Below are 15,700 nucleotides of genomic sequence, written 5' to 3' on the forward strand. Positions count from 1 at the left end.
TATCGCCAAGCAGGCTTGCGTCAACCGCTTGGCGCGCTCGGTCGGCGCCGCTACGCAGAGCGAATATGTCCGACAGCCTGTTCGATGCTTCCGCCCCCTCCTCCGCTGCGAGTTACGACGCCAGCACGATCGAAGTGCTCGAGGGGCTGGAGCCGGTGCGGCGCCGCCCCGGCATGTATATCGGCGGCACCGACGAGCGCGCGCTTCACCATCTCGCCGCCGAGGTGCTCGACAATGCGATGGACGAAGCGGTGGCGGGCCACGCGACCCGCATCGAGGTGACGCTCGAGCCCGGCAATCGGCTGACGATCAGTGACAACGGCCGCGGCATCCCGATCGACCCGCACCCCAAATTCCCGGGCAAGTCCGCGCTCGAAGTGATCCTCACCACGCTCCATTCGGGCGGCAAGTTCGAGGGTAAGGCCTACGCCACCTCGGGGGGGCTGCACGGCGTCGGCGTCAGCGTCGTCAATGCGCTGTCGACCGACACAGCGGTCGAGGTCGCGCGCGGTAAGCAGCTCTACCGCCAGCGTTTCTCGCGCGGTCACGCACTGGGTCCGATCGAGAGCCTTGGCCCGACGCCCAACCGCCGCGGCACCGTGGTGAGCTTCGTCCCGGACGCGGAAATCTTTGGCGAGACCGCGCACTTCAAGCCGCAGCGGCTCTATCGGCTCGCGCGGTCGAAGGCCTATCTGTTCGCGGGGGTCGAGATCCGCTGGCGCTGCGCGCCCGAACTGATCGGCGACGACACGCCCGCCGAGGCCGTGTTCCAGTTTCCGGGTGGCCTGCTCGATCACCTCAACGAGCAGATCGGCACGCGCGAATGCGCGACCGCCAAACCCTTCGCGGGCTCGCAGGCATTCCCCGACGGCGCGGGACGCGTCGAATGGGCGATCGCCTGGCCGTTGTGGTCCGACGGTAGCTACAGCTGGTATTGCAACACGATCCCGACGCCGGACGGCGGCACCCACGAAACCGGCCTGCGTGCCGCGATCACGAAGGGGTTGCGCGGTTTTGCCGAGCTGGTGAACAACAAGCGCGGGGCGCAGCTGACGGCAGACGACGTGTTCACCGGCTGCGAATCCATGCTGTCGCTATTCATCCGAGACCCGCAGTTCCAAAGCCAGACCAAGGACCGCCTCACCTCCCCCGAAGCGGCACGGCTGGTCGAGAATGCGGTGCGCGACCATTTCGACCATTTCCTGTCGACCGACATGGAGCGCGGGCGTGCACTGCTTGGGCTCGTGCTCGACCGCATGGACGAGCGACTTAAGCGCAAGGCGGAACGCGAGGTGAAGCGCAAGACCGCGACCAGCGCGCGAAAGCTGCGCCTCCCCGGCAAGCTCACCGATTGTGCCAGCGACGGGCCGGAGGGGACCGAACTGTTCATCGTCGAAGGCGACAGCGCTGGCGGCAGCGCAAAACAGGCGCGCGATCGCAAGACACAGGCGATCCTGCCGATCCGCGGCAAGATCCTCAACGTCGCCTCTGCCAGCGCCGACAAGATCCGCGCCAACAGCGAAATCGCCGACCTGGCGCTCGCGCTGGGATGCGGGATGCGCAAGGACTGCGATCCCGACCGGCTGCGCTATGAACGCATCGTCATCATGACCGACGCCGACGTCGATGGCGCGCATATCGCGACGCTGCTGATGACCTTCTTCTTCCAGGAGATGCCCGACATCGTGAAGCGCGGGCACCTCTACCTCGCGCAACCACCGCTGTATCGGCTGAGCGCGGGGGGGCGTCATGCCTACGCGCGCGACGACGCGCACCGCGCAGAGCTGGAGGCGAGCATGTTCGCCGGAAAGCGCGTCGAGGTGTCGCGCTTCAAGGGGCTCGGCGAGATGATGCCCGCGCAGCTCAAGGAAACGACGATGGCGCCGGGAACGCGATCGCTGCTGCGCGTCACCCTTCCGCAAGAGTATGAGGAGCGCGCCAGCGTCAGGGATCTGGTCGAACGGCTGATGGGCCGCAACCCGGAACATCGTTTCCAGTTCATCCAGGCCAATGCGGCCAGTGTCGATGAGGAGGTGATCGATGCGTAGCTTTCTTTTGGTGGCGACGGCGCTCGCACTCGCCCCTCCCGCGATGGCGCAGACCGGGCCAGACGAGCCCGCTGCACCGAGCGCGACGGTGGCGTCGGACGCGCTCGACGCCGCGGCAGCGCGGCTGGTGCCTTGGCTGAAGGACGAGGCCGCCCCGGAAACGGTGTTCGCCCCCTCCTTCCTGCAAGCGGTGCCGGCCGACCAGTTGCGCGCGCTGACTGGCCAGTTGGTCGCGCAATATGGCCAGCCCCTCTCCGCATCGGTCGCGCCGAGTGGCCCCACCGCCGGCATCGTCACCATCCGTTTCGAACGTGGAACCGGCACCGGCGACATCGCCTTGGCCGCCGATGGGAAAATCGCGGGGCTCCTGCTGCGCTCGTTCAACGTCGCCGACGACACGATGGCGCGGCTCGGCCAGGAACTGGCGGCGCTGCACGGGTCGGTCGCCTGGGGGGCGTATCGGATCGGCGCCGACGGCACACCGCAGAGGCTGGCGGGAGCTAACAGCGACGCACCCCTCGCGGTCGGGTCGGCCTTCAAGCTGGCGGTGCTCGGAACGCTCGATGCAGAGATCGCGGCCGGACGGCGGCGGTGGAGCGACGTCGTTGCGCTTGATGCGCACAGCTTTCCCAGCGGCCGGCTTCAAACCTGGCCGGTCGGTTCGCCGCTGACCCTGCACACGCTCGCCGCGATGATGATCAGCATCAGCGACAATACCGCAACCGACGTGCTCATCCGCACGCTGGGCCGCGACCGGATCGAGCGCTTCGCCGCGGCGCGCGGTGGCAGTTCCGGCCCCAACGCGACGCCCTTCCTCACCACGGTCGAAGCCGGCGTGCTGAAAAGCCGCGGGCCGCTTCGCGATCGCTGGCTCGCAGCGCGTACCGCGGAAGAACGCCGGGCGGTTCTGTCGGGCGCACCGTCGGGCAGCTTTGCCGTCGATCGGGTGAGCATGGACGCGCTTGCTGGTGAGCGCCCCGGCGACATTGATCGCACCGAATGGTTCGCTTCGCCCGACAGCATGGCGAGGCTGCTCGGCTGGTTCGCGACGCGCGGGTCAACGCAATCGCGCGCGATCCTCGGTATCAGCCCGACGGTCGCAGAAACCAGCCCGACCGGCTGGCGCTATGTCGGGTTCAAGGGCGGGTCGGAAACCGGCGTCATCTCCACCAACGTCCTCGCGCAGGACGCGGCCGGACGCTGGGGCGTTGTTTCGATGCACTGGAACGATACCGCGCGCGCGGTGGACAACGCGGCCTTCGCGCAGCTTTCGAGCCGGACGACCGAGTTGCTGCGGACCGAGCTGGCGCGCTCTTCCGCGCGCTAGGCCCGCGCCACCGGGGCGGTCAGCGGGAAAACGGGGATCGCGACGATCAGCTCGCGCCCGTCAGCGCAGCGCATGCGGTAATGGCCCACCATCTGCCCGGTGGGGGTGGCAAGCGGGCACCCTGAGACATAGTCGTAACGCTCGCCCGGTTCGATGATCGGCTGTTCACCAACGACGCCCGGCCCCTCCACCACATTGGTCGCGCCATTGGCGTCCCGGATCTCCCAGCGGCGATCGAGCAACTGCACGGCCTCGGTTCGCTGGTTCTCGATCCGAATGTGATAGCTCCACATCCAGCGCCGGGCATGCTCGTCGGATGCTTCGTGAATGAAGGACACCGAAACGCGCACCATGATGCCCGCGGTTTCAGCGCTGAAGGGAAAGAATGCGGCCATCGCGTCCATGACGCGGGGATTCGCAGATGAGCAGGCCAAAGTCGATGCCAAAAACGGGCGGGCGGGGGTCTACCTCCTGCCCACCCGTCTCTGCCACCTCGCTGCGTCAGTAGAGCTTGGTCACCGTCGCCGTGCGACGCTCCACCTGCGGCTGCTCGCCGGTGTAGAGGCTGACCATCGGTTCGTCGCTGACCACGGCGACCTCATCCGACCCAAAGCCGTTGAACGCCGTGCGCATCGCGCAGCCGTAAGCGCCGAGCATCCCGATCTCGAGATGATCGCCCGCACGGACGTCATCGGGCAACAGAAACGGCCCCGCCATATGGTCGAGGTCGTCGCAGGTTGGGCCGTAGAAGCTGAACGCCGTCTCCCCCGCCGCGTCGCTGTCGCGCAGCAGCTTTACCGGAAAACGCCAGCCGATATGCGCGGCGTCGAACAGCGCCCCATAGGCGCCGTCGTTGATGTAAAGTTCGTCGCCGCGCCGCTTCTCCACGCGCACGATCAGCGAGCTATACTCCGCAGACAGGGCGCGACCCGGTTCGCACCACAGCTCCGCCGAGTAGCTGATCGGCAGGCTCTCGAAGCCGCGATGGATGACGTCGAAGAACGCCTCGAGCGGCGGAGGCTCCATGCCCGGGTAGGCGGACGGGAAGCCGCCGCCGACATCGACAATGTCGACCGTGACCGCCGCCGCCACGATCGCCGCGCGCACGCGTTCGAGCGCCGCGGCATAGGCATGCGGACTCATCGCCTGGCTACCGACGTGAAAGCAGATACCGAGCGCGTCCGACGCCTGACGGGCAGCCATCAAAAGCTCCGCCATTTCATCGGGATGCGCGCCGAATTTCGCAGCAAGGCTGAGCTTGCTGTGGTCCGAGGATACACGGATACGCACGAGCAGGTTCAGATCGTCGGCGCCGTCCGTGGCGCGCACGATCTTTTCGAGCTCTTCCATCGTGTCGAGCGAGAAGGTGCGCACGCCGTGCTTGTTGTACGCTTCGGCGATCGCCTCCTCGGCCTTGACCGGGTGCATGAAACATAGCGTCGCTTCGGGCAGCGTACGCGCCACCAGACGCACCTCCGCGATCGAGGCGACGTCATAATGCGTCACGCCCGAATCCCACAGAATGCGCAGCAAGTCGGGCGAAGGGTTCGCCTTGACCGCGTAAAGCACTTTCCCGGGAAAGCGTGCGACGAAGAAACGGGCTGCCCGTCGCGCGGCGTGCGGCCGCAGCAACGTCACCGGACCGACCGGCGAAGCGTGGGCGATCAGACCCCGTGCGCTATGATGCTCGTGCAACTCAAGAGACCCCCAAGACGGTTATTCAAGGACAAGGCTGCCTTGCGGTTATTGGGAGTCCCCATGGGGCAGCGGGGGCGCATATATGAACGGGGGTCTCCCCTGTAAAGCAGGAAATACCCCTGCTCAGTCGATCAGCTCAGCCGCGTCGCGAAATCCGCATAGTCAAACCTGCGAATGAGGCGCAGATCGTCGCTGTCGCTGTCCCACAGCCAGATGTCGGGCAGCGGCACGCCGTTAAAGGTGGTCGTCTTCACCATCGAATAATGCGCCTGGTCGAGGAAGGCGAAACGCTCACCGATCTCGCCACCGCCGGGCAGGCGGAAGTCGCCGATGACGTCGCCCGCAAGGCATGACGGGCCGCCCAGCCGCAGGGCCGCCTCCCCCGCTGGTCGTTCGAACAGCATGCCCGGGCGGTAAGGCGCTTCCAGCACGTCGGGCATGTGGCAGGTGGCACTGATGTCGGTGATGCCGATCGGCACGCCATTCTCGAAACGGTCGAGCACCGTGCCGACGAGAATCCCGGCGTCGAGCGCAACCGCCTCACCTGGTTCGATATAGGGCTGGAGCCCCGTCTCCCGCCGCAGATCGGCGAGAAAGGCAATGAGGTCGTCCCGCTGATAGTCCGCGCGCGTGACATGATGGCCGCCACCGAGGTTGAGCCACTTCAGCCGTTCGAAATGTGGCGCGAGCGCAGGCGCGACCGCGGTCCAGGTGCGCGCGAGCGGCGGGAAGTCCTGCTCGCACAGGCTGTGGATATGGATGCCGTCGACGCCGACCAGATGCTCTGCCTGCAACTGGTCGACCGGGAAGCCGAGCCGGCTGCAGGGCGCGGCCGGGTCGTAGCGCGCGACCTCCCCTTCGCTGTGCAGCGGGTTGATGCGCAGACCGACCTCGAACTCCGCCCCCTCCTGACGCAGTCTGTCGAGAAGACTATCGAAGCGCCTGATCTGAAAGGGAGAGTTGAAGATAACATGATGCGACAGTGCGCAAATTTCAGGAAGATCGTCGGCAGTGTAAGCTGCGCAATAGGTGGTGATCTCACCCGATCCGTCCGGCCGGCGATAATGGTCGTGCGCCAGCCGCGCTTCCCAGAGTCCCGACGCGCACACGCCATCCAACGCCGCCGCGACGGTCGGCCCCAGCGACCACATCGAAAACGCCTTAAGTGCGGCCAGCACTTTGGCGCCGGACCGCTCGCCAATGTCGGCGAGTACGGCCAGATTGGCGCGCACCTTCGCGGCGTCCACGACAAAGGCCGGGGAACGCACGCGGTCGAGATCGAAGCGCGCGAAAGCGCCGGGGTCGCCCGCGCGGGTTTCCATCGTGAACTGCTCCTGCCGATCGGTCGAAGGCGCCCGCATAGCGCTGGACGACGAGCCGCGCGAGTGCCAGCTACATTGGCGATGCAGCTCGACACGATCGCGACGGTCTGCGCGGTCCGCGCGCACGGCGAACATGGCGCGATCGTGCGGCTGATGACTCGGGAGGCGGGGCTCGTCGGCGGCTACGTCCGCGGCGGTCATTCGCGACGGTTGCGGCCGATCCTCCAGCCGGGGAATCGAGTCGCGGCATCGCTCCGATCGCGCACGCCGACACAACTGGCGACGCTCACGGCGGAACTCGTGACCAGCCGCGCGCCGCTGCATGAAGAGCCGTCGCTGGCGGCAGCGATCGACTGGGTAACGACGCTCACCGCCGCGGCCCTGCCGGAGGGGCAGGCCTACCCGGCGATCGCCACCGCCCTGGACGCGGTGCTCGATGTCATCGCGCTCGCACCCGCAGTGCGCGGTTGGGTTGGCGCCCTCGCGCGCTACGAGCTGGCGCTGCTCTCGTCGCTGGGGTTCGGCCTTTCGCTCGACCGCTGCGTCGCGACAGACGCGGAGCAGGACCTCGCCTGGGTCAGCCCGGCGCGTGCGGCGGCGGTGAGTGCATCGGCGGCGCGCGGGCATGAGCACCGCCTGCTCCCCCTTCCCCGCTTCCTGCAGGCGGGGGGTGCGGCGGGCGACGTCGCGGAAGGACTGGACGCGCTCAACACGACCGGCTTTTTCATCGCATCCCGTGTGTTCGAGGGCCGGCGCGACGCGGTCATGGCGGTGCGCGAACGTCTGATCGAACGGCTCCAGCGAGCGAATGCCCCGCTTGCCTGACGGTCGCGATCCGCTAGCGTCGCGAGTCGAGGGCGCGAGTGGCGCCGGTGGGGGACGGCTAGATGGACAATGACATGACGCGCGCGTTGCTGGCGCCCGCGGTAGTGCTGATCGCGTGGACGCTGCTGGTGCTCCTCTACCTCAGCATCAAACGTTTCGGCGCGTTCAAGGCCGCAGGGGTCGACGTGGGCGCACACCCCGGCGGTCGGGGCGGCGATCTCGATCAGGTGTTGCCGAAGTCCGCCGTCTGGCCTTCGCACAATTACACCCACCTGCTCGAGCAACCGACGCTGTTCTACGCGGTCGTCGCCATGCTCGCGCTGCTCGGCGCGGCGAGTCCGACCGCGGTGACACTGGCGTGGGGTTATACGCTGCTGCGGATGGCGCACTCGGTCTGGCAGATCGCGGTCAATCGCATTCCCGTTCGGCTGCTGCTGTTCACGCTATCGACGCTCTGCCTGATCGCCCTAACCGTGATGGCGCTGCGAGCGGCGGTGGCCTAGGCGCGGGTGAAGCTCCCGGCCAGTTCGATGTGTCGCGACCAGCGGAACTGGCCAATGGGCTGGACCCAGTCGAGTGCAAAGCCGCCCGCGACGAGCCGCGCGGCATCGCGCGCGAAGCTGACCGGATCGCAGCTTACATAAGCGACCCGCGCGACCGTAGACATCGCCAGATCCTCGACCTGAACTTGCGCGCCGGCGCGCGGCGGATCGAGCACGACCGCGTCGAATTTCACAAGCTCGCGCGCGGTGAGCGGGCGCCGGTAAAGATCGCGGCGCTCGACCGCGAACGGCTGCGACAGCCGGCGGGCCGCCGCGTCCAGCGCAGCGGTCGCAGCGGGATCGCTTTCGACGGCCAGCTTCACGCGAGACCCCAATTGCAGCGCGAACGTGCCGAGGCCGGCGAACAGGTCCGCAACCCTCGTCGATGCGCTGAGCGCCTCCCCCACCCGCGTGACCAGCTCCGCTTCGCCGTCCGTGGTCGCTTGCAGAAAGGCGGCGTGCGGGAGGGGCACGGAGACGGCACCCAGACGCACCGTCGCGGGGTCAGGCACCCACAAGTCCTCCGGGCCCGACCGCGTGTCGACAGCCAGCCGGGCAAGGCGGTGCGCGGCGGCGAATTCGACGAGCGCCGACTGCACGTCGTATCGGTCGGCGTCGATGCCGCGCAGCAGCAGGTCGACACCCTGCTCGGCTTCGGTGAGATGGATTGCCGCCAGCCCGCGCCACTTGGGCATCCTGCCCAGCAGCGAACGCAGCGGCGCGACCATGCCGAACAATCGCGGCGTCAGGACGAGGCACGTGTGCATGTCGACCACGTGATGCGTCCGCGCCTGGGTGAAACCGATCTGGACCCCTGCGGCCGTGCTGACGGCCTTCAGCGCTGCGCGGCGGCGAGCGAACGGTGGCGAAAGATGGGGCTCACGCAGGGGCGCCGAGAGCCCCTGCCCCGCCAGCGCGCCTCCCACGCGCTCCGCGATCCAAGCCGCATATTCCGCATCGTCGAGCTGCTGGAGCTGGCATCCACCGCATTGGGGAAAGTGCGGGCATGGCGGCGGCTGGCTCATCGCACGAGGTCGTCGGCGATAAGGTGCGCGCCAGCCTGGCGCGCGAGGCGATGGTGCCGCAGGACGGCGGCCTGCGCGGCTTCGAACGGGGGCAACCCAGCGGCAAGAGCGGCTCCGCACAGGCCCGCCAGGACGTCGCCGGTCCCCGCGGTTGCCAACCAGCCACAGCCCTGCGACGCGATTGCCGCGCGACCGTCAGGCGCCGCGATGACCGTGTCCGCGCCCTTGTAAATCACGACCGCATCGCTCCGCTCCGCCGCCGCCCGCGCCGCAGTGACTTTGTCGAGATCGGCGAGGTCGGGGAAGGCGTTGGCGAACTCCCCGGCATGCGGCGTGAGGATGGCGGCACGCCTGGGCTGCGCAGCCGCCCACGCCACGGCGTCCGCGTCGGCAACTACTGTCAGGCCCGATGCTTCGACCGCCGCCAGACGCGCGGTCGCAACATCGCCGGAGCCGAGGCCGGGTCCGATGACGATCGCGCCGATGCGTTCATCCGCCAGCACTTCGGGCGAGAACTTCGTAGCTCGAACGATGGCATAGGGGGGCGCCGGCGGCAGGCCGGAGCCGAGCAGGCGCACATATCCGGCGCCGCCGCGGAGCGCTGCTCTCGCCGCCAGTTCGGCGGCACCGGGCATCGCTCCTGCCACGACGACGACCAGCCCGCGACTATATTTGTGCGCGTTCGCAGCGGGTTCGCGATCTTCGATGCTATGCGCCACGCGAAGCTGGCTGTCGGCGCGAAGGCCGATATCCGCCACCTTCACGATGCCGCAGATCGACGCCGCCGGCTGGAGCATGTGGGCGGGCTTCAGGCCGCCGAGTGCGAGCGTCACGTCTGCCCGGACCGCGCCTTCCGCTTCTCCAGTGTCGGCATTGACGCCGCTCGGCAGGTCGACCGCCAGCACGCGCGAGGCCCGGGCCGTGATGCGAGCAAGCGCCGACTGCGTCGCGGAGTCGAGCGGCCGTGTCAGCCCCGTCCCGAAGGCCGCATCGACGACGATGGCATTGTGCGACGCATCGCCTGCGACGTGGTCGTCGACGTTCCGCCAGCGGCGAGCGTTGAGTTGGGCGAGATCGCTGACGGGCGGCGCCAAAGCGACGACGCGCACCTGCCCCCCCACCTCGCGCAAATGGCGTGCCGCGACATAGCCGTCGCCGCCATTGTTGCCGGGGCCCGCCACGACAACGATCGGTCGTCCAGCCGCGAGCCGGGCGGCAAGCCACGCGACCGCGGCGCCAGCCTTATCCATCAGGTCGGCATAGTTTCCGCCAGCTTCGACCGCTCCCGCCTCAAGCGCGCGCATTTCTGCTGCTGTCAGGATCGGCATCCCCCCCGCGATCATGGCCGCCGTGCCGGCAGAAGATAGCAGTCGTCCGCGACGGTGACCTCGGCCATTCCGTCGCTGCGCAGGAAGACGTGAGCCTCATGCGCTCCGTCCGCGCTGACGACGCCGCGCCCGTCGTCGACCCGCCGCAACCGGCGATAGCCCAGCTCCGGGCTGCCGACGATGAGCAGCATGTCGCCACGATCGACGACCGTTTCGAGCGTGCATCGCGCAGCGAACGCACCCCCGCGCGTGGCGCACGCGATAGGCTCGCCTGCCTCCGCGTCGCGGGACGAACAGGCCGTGAGGGTCTGAGCGCCGACCAGGAGCAGCACGAGCCCCCTCACGCCAGCCGCGTCGCGAGTTGCCACCAGTCGGGCCGCTGGTCCCGCAGGCGAAGCGACGCTGCATCGCGCTCCGCGGCGCTGCCGAAGATGGCGAAGCAGGTCGCACCGGAACCGGACATGCGCACCAGCCGCGCGCCTTCGCACGACGCCAGCATCGAACGCACCTCGGCAATCACCGGCGCGAGCTGGATCGCCGCGAAGGTCAGGTCGTTGCGTGCGTCCGCCATGTTCGTCCACTGCGGCACGGTTTCGAGCGGGCCGCGGTCGCGCCCGTCCCACAGGGCGAACACGTCTCCGGTGGGAAGCTCGACCCGCGGATTGACCAGCAGCACTGGCCAGTGGCGCAGCGCAGGATCGTAAAGCTGGGCAAAGTTCTCGCCGCGACCCTTCACATGCTTGGGGAAGGGGTCGAGACAGGCAGGCACGTCGGCGCCCAGTCCGGCGGCGATGCGATGCATGATCTCGTAATCGTCGGGGAGCTCCCACAAGGCTACGAGGAGGTCGATGGCCGCCGCGGCGTCGGCCGAACCCCCGCCGATCCCGCTCGCGGCCGGTAAATTCTTGACGAGCGTGATGGCAGCCCCGCGCGACGCGCCGTACATAGGTTCCCACCGTCGCGAACTGTGGAGTTGCCGCTGCTTGAAATCGGCTTCGAGATGCTCGACCCGGCGCGGCGCGTCACGGTCAAACGCGTCGTGCACCGCACGCGCTGCCCGCATGACGAGGTTGGCTTCACCGGTCGGCACGGCTGACGCTTCGGGCCCGGTGACGGTGAGACTGATGTCCTCCGCCGGCTCGACCCACATTTCGTCGCCGTCGACCGTGTGGACGAACACGGAGTCGAGATCGTGATAGCCATCGGCACGCCGCCCCCGGACGTGCAGCGCGAGGTTCAGCTTCGCCCGCGCGACCTTACATATTCGGGTAATTGGGCCCACCCCCACCCTGCGGCGCCACCCAATTGATGTTCTGATTGGGGTCCTTGATGTCGCAAGTCTTGCAGTGAACGCAATTCTGCGCGTTGATCACGTAGCGCGCGTCGTCGGGATTATCTTCGCTGCCGACCCACTCATACACGCCCGCCGGGCAATAGAGCTGCGAAGGCCCGCCATATTCGCCAAGTTCGCTCGTCTTCTGGAGCTCCATGTCGCAGACCTGGAGGTGCGGCGGCTGATCCTCCTCATGATTGGTATTCGAAATGAAGACCGAGGACAGCCGGTCGAATGTGAGCACTCCGTCCGGTTTCGGATAGGCGATGCGCGGCGCGACGTCGGACCGAAACATGCCGACATGGTCCGGCTTGTGATGCATCGTGAACGGCATCTTGAGCCCGAGATGTTCGGCCCACATGGTCACGCCCGAAAGCATGGTCCCGGCCGTGTCGCCGAATTTCTTGACGAGCGGCACGGTGTTGCGGACGCGGCGCAGTTCCTCACGGACCCAGCTCGCCTCATAGGCCTCGGTGTAGGCGTCGAGTTCGTCGCCGCTGCGGCCCGCCGCGAGCGCGCCGGCGACAGCCTCGGCTGCCATCATGCCGGACTTCATCGCCGTATGCGTGCCCTTGATGCGCGGCACGTTGAGGAAGCCGGCGCTGCACCCGATCAGTGCACCGCCCGGGAACACCAGCTTGGGCACCGACTGGAAACCGCCATCGGTAATCGCGCGCGCGCCGTAGCTGAGGCGGCGACCCCCCTCGAGGATGGCGCGAATCGCTGGATGCTTCTTCCAGCGCTGCATCTCCTGAAACGGCGATACGTGCGGGTTACGATAGCCGAGCCACGTCACGAACCCGAGCGCCACCTGATTATCGGCCTGATGGTAGAGGAACCCGCCGCCATTGGCCCAGCTGTCGCCGTTCAGCGGCCAGCCTTGCGTGTGAATGACGCGACCGGGCGAATGCTTCTCCGCCGGGATCTCCCAGATTTCCTTGACGCCCAATCCGTAGATCTGGGGATCGCTGTCCCGTTCCAACTCAAAGGTGCGCTTGACGATCTTGGTGAGCTGTCCGCGCGCGCCCTCTGCAAACAGCGTGTATTTCGCGTGGAGCTCCAGCCCGCGCGTATAGTCGGGGCCGTGACTGCCGTCGCGCCGGATGCCCATGTCACCGGTCGCGACCCCGCGCACCGCGCCGGCTTCGTCGTAGAGCACCTCTGCGGCAGCAAAGCCGGGGAAGATCTCGACCCCCAGCGCTTCCGCACGCTCACCCAGCCAGCGACACAGGTTCGCGAGGCTGCCGGTGTAGGTGCCGGCATTGTTCATGAAACTTGGCAGCAGCAGGTGCGGAAATTCGAACTGCTTGTTTTCGGTGAGGATCCAGTGGTGATTTTCGGTCACCGGAACCTCGGCGAGCGGACACCCCTCGTCGCGCCAGTCAGGCAGCAGTTCGTCCAGCGCGCGCGGATCGATCACCGCACCGGACAGAATGTGGGCGCCGACCTCCGAACCCTTTTCGAGGATGCAGACGCTGATGTCGCTGCCCGACGCTTCGGCGACCTGCTTGAGCCGGATCGCGGCGCAAAGCCCGGCGGGACCCGCGCCGACAATCACGACGTCATATGGCATCGACTCGCGTTCGCTCATGCTCGCATCTCTTTTCCGTCCGACGCGGCTTTGACCGCGCGCGCGCACCATCTGGTCGTGCTGGCAGTGCCCGTTCATTGACGGTTACGTCAACCGGCGTTTTCGTATGAAACGCCGGATGACCACGCAACTCGCCCCCGCTCCCGACGCCGCCGCGCGTGCGCTGATCGACAGCTACCTGCGCTGGTGGCGCGATGCGGGCGCGGTCGATGCCGTCAGCGATGCGCCGTTCGACTGGCGCGCGGTCCCTCTCCCGGCGACGCCGATGCGGACGCCGAGCGCCCCCCTGCCGCCCCCCGCCGCGGCCCAGCCCGCCGCCGCCCCCGTGACGGAGGCCGCGCCGGGCGATCTCGACAGCTTCGATGCCTGGCTCGCCACTGCGGTCGTCGCGGGCGGGCATGACGGTCGCCGAGTCCCTCCCGCCGGCCCGGCGGATGCGCCCCTGATGGTCCTGAGCGACGTGCCCGAGGAGGCGGATGTCGACCACGGCTCGCTCCTCAGTGGAGATCAGGGTACCTTGTTCGACGCGATGATGCGGGCGATCGGCCTTGATCGCGCAAACATTCGCCTCGCCTCGCTGGCCACGACAAGGCCGCCGGCCGGTCGCCTCGATCCACGCCAGTCGCGCGAACTGGTCGACCTCGCCGCACGCCACGTCACGATTGCCCGCCCCCGCGCGCTGCTGTTGCTCGGCCAGCAGGCGTGCGAGCTTGTCACCGGCGCGCCGCTGGGAGTGGACATCGCGCAACGTGACTTTAACCATCCCGGCGTCAAAATGGCGCCGTTCGTCATTCATCATCCCCGCGTGCTGCTCAGCCAGCCGATGCTGAAGCGACGGGCGTGGGATGTACTGAAAACGGTGCGAGAGAGTATCCGGTCATGAGCATGCTTGCTTCGCTTCGTCCTGTTCGCGCGATGGCGCTCGCGCTTCTGTTCGGCACCCCCGGCGTCGCGCACGCGAGCGACACGCGATCGACCGACAACGACGTGATGGTCCCGCCGCCGACGGCTGCCGAAATCGTGCCGACCTATCGCGCCAGCGGCAGCTTCGACTCGGCCATCGCGCACATCCGCTCGGGACGGTGGACCGATGCACGGGCCGAGATCGTGGCGATGCAGGATCGCTCGCTCGCCAACTTCGCGCTCGCGGAGCTGTACCTTGCGGCCGGCTCGCCGCGGGTGGAGGGCGATGCCCTGCGCACCCTTCTCAGCCAGTCGCCCGACCTGCCGCAAGCGCAACAGCTTGCCAATCTCGCTCGCTCGCGTGGCGTCACCGATGTCAGCATCGCCTCGGCCAACCGACTCGCCTGGGCGGGGTCGACCCCGCGACGCGGCAATCCGCGGCCGATCAGCGATGCGATCCTCGATCCCCTGAAATCGCAGATGCAGGCGCAAATCAGCGCCGACAATCCGGCCGGTGCGGAAGCGATGCTGATGTCCGCGGGCGGCGCGTCGATGGAGGCGCTGACCGAATGGCGCGCGCGCATCGCCTGGTCCTATTATATCGAGAACGACGACTTTAACGCGCGCCGGATGGCGGCGCTGGCGCAGACCGGCATGGGTGAATGGGCGGTGCAGGCGAGCTGGGCCGAAGGGCTCGCCGCTTGGCGTCAGCGCGACTACGACGCCGCGGCAACCGCGTTTCGCACGGTGAGCGCGCGGGCAAGCGATCCCGAATTGATGGCGCAAGGGAGCTACTGGCTGGCGCGGGCGTCAGTGGCGGCAGGCCGTCCGCAGGAGGCGCAGAGCGCGATGCGCCGTGCCGCCGCGAACGAGGAAACCTTTTACGGCCAGCTCGCTGCGGAGGCGCTCGCGCTGCCGCGGGCGCCCGTGTCGCTGGGGAGCGACGCGGCGGCGGACGCGCGCGTCGCAGCGCTTCCCAACGTCCGTGCGGCGCGGGCGATGGCCGCTGCGGGACAACAGCAGCTCGCCGATGAGACCCTGCGGCATCAGGCGCGCATCGGGGCACCCTCCGACCACGCTGCACTGATCCGCGTCGCGGCACAGCTCGGTCTTGCAGAAACGCAGTATTTCCTCGCCCACAACGCGCCGTCCGGCATGCGTCAGCCGCTCGCCGCGCGCTTCCCGTCGCTGAACATCGCCCCGGCGGAGGGATGGCGGATCAGCCCTGCCCTCGCGATGGCGCACACGCTTCAGGAATCGAGCTTTCGCAGCGGAGTGGTCAGCCCGGCGGGTGCCGTCGGTCTGATGCAGGTGAAACCGATCGCAGCGTCCCATATGGGTCGCGCGTCCGGGCGCGACGCGCTCACCGATCCGGCGACGAACCTGTCCTACGGCCAAGGCTATATCGAGCAGCTGCGCGACAGCAGCTTCACCGGCGGCCTGCTGCCCAAGGTGATCGCCGCCTACAACGCCGGGCCGACCCCGGTCACGCGCTGGAATGCCGAGGTGCGCGATGGCGGCGATCCGTTGCTGTGGATCGAATCGCTCCCCTACTGGGAAACGCGCGCCTATGTCGGCATCGTCCTGCGCAACCTGTGGGTCTATGAATCGGCGATGGGTGTTCCCGGCACCAGCCGGACCGAACTCGCGTCCGGGCGCTGGGCGCGGGTGCCGACGGCGCCGACGCGTCTGGCCGGCCGACGCGGCACGGCCATCGCCAGCGGTTCGGACTGACACGCGCTTGACTTGAGCCGCTCA

General features: G+C 68.1%; 14 protein-coding genes. 6 read left to right on the forward strand and 8 right to left on the reverse strand.

Features of this window, described 5'->3' with window-relative positions:
- Window positions 1-65 precede the first annotated feature (65 nt).
- Together parE and ACRYJK_RS04245 are read left to right on the forward strand one after the other, a co-directional pair.
- Window positions 66-2,048 (forward strand): DNA topoisomerase IV subunit B, encoded by a 1,983-nt coding sequence (gene parE / locus ACRYJK_RS04240; protein ID WP_482666328.1) that lies wholly within the window; start codon window positions 66-68, stop codon window positions 2,046-2,048.
- A complete protein-coding gene (locus ACRYJK_RS04245; RefSeq protein ID WP_482666329.1) occupies window positions 2,041-3,375 on the forward strand; it encodes a serine hydrolase in 1,335 nt (444 codons plus the stop codon). Before parE ends, ACRYJK_RS04245 begins: the two co-directional genes overlap by 8 nt.
- On the opposite strand, the gene apaG is transcribed toward ACRYJK_RS04245, so the two are convergent.
- From apaG to ACRYJK_RS04260, 3 genes are all read right to left on the reverse strand, one after another.
- Window positions 3,372-3,770, reverse strand: coding sequence for a Co2+/Mg2+ efflux protein ApaG (apaG, locus tag ACRYJK_RS04250; RefSeq protein ID WP_482667394.1), 399 nt, complete (start codon window positions 3,768-3,770; stop codon window positions 3,372-3,374). The genes ACRYJK_RS04245 and apaG overlap by 4 nt on opposite strands.
- 106 nt (window positions 3,771-3,876) lie before the next feature.
- Window positions 3,877-5,070 carry a type III PLP-dependent enzyme gene (locus tag ACRYJK_RS04255; protein ID WP_482666330.1) on the reverse strand — a complete coding sequence of 398 codons (1,194 nt, stop codon included), beginning with the start codon at window positions 5,068-5,070 and terminating at the stop codon, window positions 3,877-3,879.
- A 134-nt stretch (window positions 5,071-5,204) separates the two neighbouring features.
- Entirely contained in the window at window positions 5,205-6,395 is a 1,191-nt protein-coding gene (locus tag ACRYJK_RS04260; RefSeq protein ID WP_482666331.1) for a carboxynorspermidine decarboxylase, read from the reverse strand.
- Window positions 6,396-6,476: 81 nt separating this feature from the next.
- On the opposite strand from ACRYJK_RS04260, the gene recO reads away from it, so the two are divergent.
- Together recO and ACRYJK_RS04270 are read left to right on the forward strand one after the other, a co-directional pair.
- Window positions 6,477-7,220, forward strand: a complete 744-nt coding sequence (recO, locus tag ACRYJK_RS04265; RefSeq protein WP_482667395.1) for a DNA repair protein RecO — start codon at window positions 6,477-6,479, stop codon at window positions 7,218-7,220.
- Between the two features lie 74 nt (window positions 7,221-7,294).
- Window positions 7,295-7,723, forward strand: a complete 429-nt coding sequence (locus ACRYJK_RS04270) for an MAPEG family protein (RefSeq protein ID WP_482666332.1) — start codon at window positions 7,295-7,297, stop codon at window positions 7,721-7,723.
- On the opposite strand, the gene ACRYJK_RS04275 is transcribed toward ACRYJK_RS04270, so the two are convergent.
- The 5 genes from ACRYJK_RS04275 to ACRYJK_RS04295 are packed head-to-tail and all read right to left on the reverse strand — an operon-like array spanning window position 7,720 to window position 13,039.
- Window positions 7,720-8,787 carry a class I SAM-dependent RNA methyltransferase gene (locus ACRYJK_RS04275; RefSeq protein WP_482666333.1) on the reverse strand — a complete coding sequence of 356 codons (1,068 nt, stop codon included), beginning with the start codon at window positions 8,785-8,787 and terminating at the stop codon, window positions 7,720-7,722. The genes ACRYJK_RS04270 and ACRYJK_RS04275 overlap by 4 nt on opposite strands.
- Window positions 8,784-10,115 (reverse strand): NAD(P)H-hydrate dehydratase, encoded by a 1,332-nt coding sequence (locus ACRYJK_RS04280; protein WP_482666334.1) that lies wholly within the window; start codon window positions 10,113-10,115, stop codon window positions 8,784-8,786. The genes ACRYJK_RS04275 and ACRYJK_RS04280 overlap by 4 nt, the downstream gene beginning before the upstream one ends.
- A gap of 11 nt (window positions 10,116-10,126) precedes the next feature.
- Entirely contained in the window at window positions 10,127-10,459 is a 333-nt protein-coding gene (locus ACRYJK_RS04285) for a hypothetical protein (RefSeq protein ID WP_482666335.1), read from the reverse strand.
- Window positions 10,456-11,397, reverse strand: a complete 942-nt coding sequence (locus tag ACRYJK_RS04290; protein WP_482666336.1) for a 4-(cytidine 5'-diphospho)-2-C-methyl-D-erythritol kinase — start codon at window positions 11,395-11,397, stop codon at window positions 10,456-10,458. Before ACRYJK_RS04290 ends, ACRYJK_RS04285 begins: the two co-directional genes overlap by 4 nt.
- Window positions 11,372-13,039, reverse strand: a complete 1,668-nt coding sequence (locus tag ACRYJK_RS04295; RefSeq protein ID WP_482666337.1) for an electron transfer flavoprotein-ubiquinone oxidoreductase — start codon at window positions 13,037-13,039, stop codon at window positions 11,372-11,374. Before ACRYJK_RS04295 ends, ACRYJK_RS04290 begins: the two co-directional genes overlap by 26 nt.
- A 118-nt stretch (window positions 13,040-13,157) precedes the next feature.
- Here ACRYJK_RS04295 and ACRYJK_RS04300 point away from each other — a divergent pair, with 118 nt between their 5' ends.
- Both ACRYJK_RS04300 and ACRYJK_RS04305 read left to right on the forward strand, forming a co-directional pair.
- A complete protein-coding gene (locus tag ACRYJK_RS04300; protein ID WP_482666338.1) occupies window positions 13,158-13,922 on the forward strand; it encodes a uracil-DNA glycosylase family protein in 765 nt (254 codons plus the stop codon).
- A complete protein-coding gene (locus tag ACRYJK_RS04305; protein ID WP_482666339.1) occupies window positions 13,919-15,676 on the forward strand; it encodes a lytic transglycosylase domain-containing protein in 1,758 nt (585 codons plus the stop codon). The genes ACRYJK_RS04300 and ACRYJK_RS04305 overlap by 4 nt, the downstream gene beginning before the upstream one ends.
- The last annotated feature ends 24 nt before the right edge of the window (window positions 15,677-15,700 follow it).

Source organism: Sphingomonas sp. BLHR8, from assembly GCF_056821725.1.

What these genes read in the sequence shown, in the direction of transcription:
- ACRYJK_RS04300 (WP_482666338.1), top strand. Translation starts at nt 13,158, where the DNA reads ATGACCACGCAACTCGCCCCCGCTCCCGACGCCGCCGCGCGTGCGCTG.
- parE (WP_482666328.1), top strand. Translation starts at nt 66, where the DNA reads ATGTCCGACAGCCTGTTCGATGCTTCCGCCCCCTCCTCCGCTGCGAGT.
- ACRYJK_RS04270 (WP_482666332.1), top strand. Translation starts at nt 7,295, where the DNA reads ATGACGCGCGCGTTGCTGGCGCCCGCGGTAGTGCTGATCGCGTGGACG.
- apaG (WP_482667394.1), bottom strand. Translation starts at nt 3,770, where the DNA reads ATGGCCGCATTCTTTCCCTTCAGCGCTGAAACCGCGGGCATCATGGTG.
- ACRYJK_RS04245 (WP_482666329.1), top strand. Translation starts at nt 2,041, where the DNA reads ATGCGTAGCTTTCTTTTGGTGGCGACGGCGCTCGCACTCGCCCCTCCC.
- ACRYJK_RS04295 (WP_482666337.1), bottom strand. Translation starts at nt 13,039, where the DNA reads ATGAGCGAACGCGAGTCGATGCCATATGACGTCGTGATTGTCGGCGCG.
- ACRYJK_RS04260 (WP_482666331.1), bottom strand. Translation starts at nt 6,395, where the DNA reads ATGGAAACCCGCGCGGGCGACCCCGGCGCTTTCGCGCGCTTCGATCTC.
- ACRYJK_RS04305 (WP_482666339.1), top strand. Translation starts at nt 13,919, where the DNA reads ATGAGCATGCTTGCTTCGCTTCGTCCTGTTCGCGCGATGGCGCTCGCG.
- ACRYJK_RS04275 (WP_482666333.1), bottom strand. Translation starts at nt 8,787, where the DNA reads ATGAGCCAGCCGCCGCCATGCCCGCACTTTCCCCAATGCGGTGGATGC.
- ACRYJK_RS04280 (WP_482666334.1), bottom strand. Translation starts at nt 10,115, where the DNA reads ATGCCGATCCTGACAGCAGCAGAAATGCGCGCGCTTGAGGCGGGAGCG.
- recO (WP_482667395.1), top strand. Translation starts at nt 6,477, where the DNA reads ATGCAGCTCGACACGATCGCGACGGTCTGCGCGGTCCGCGCGCACGGC.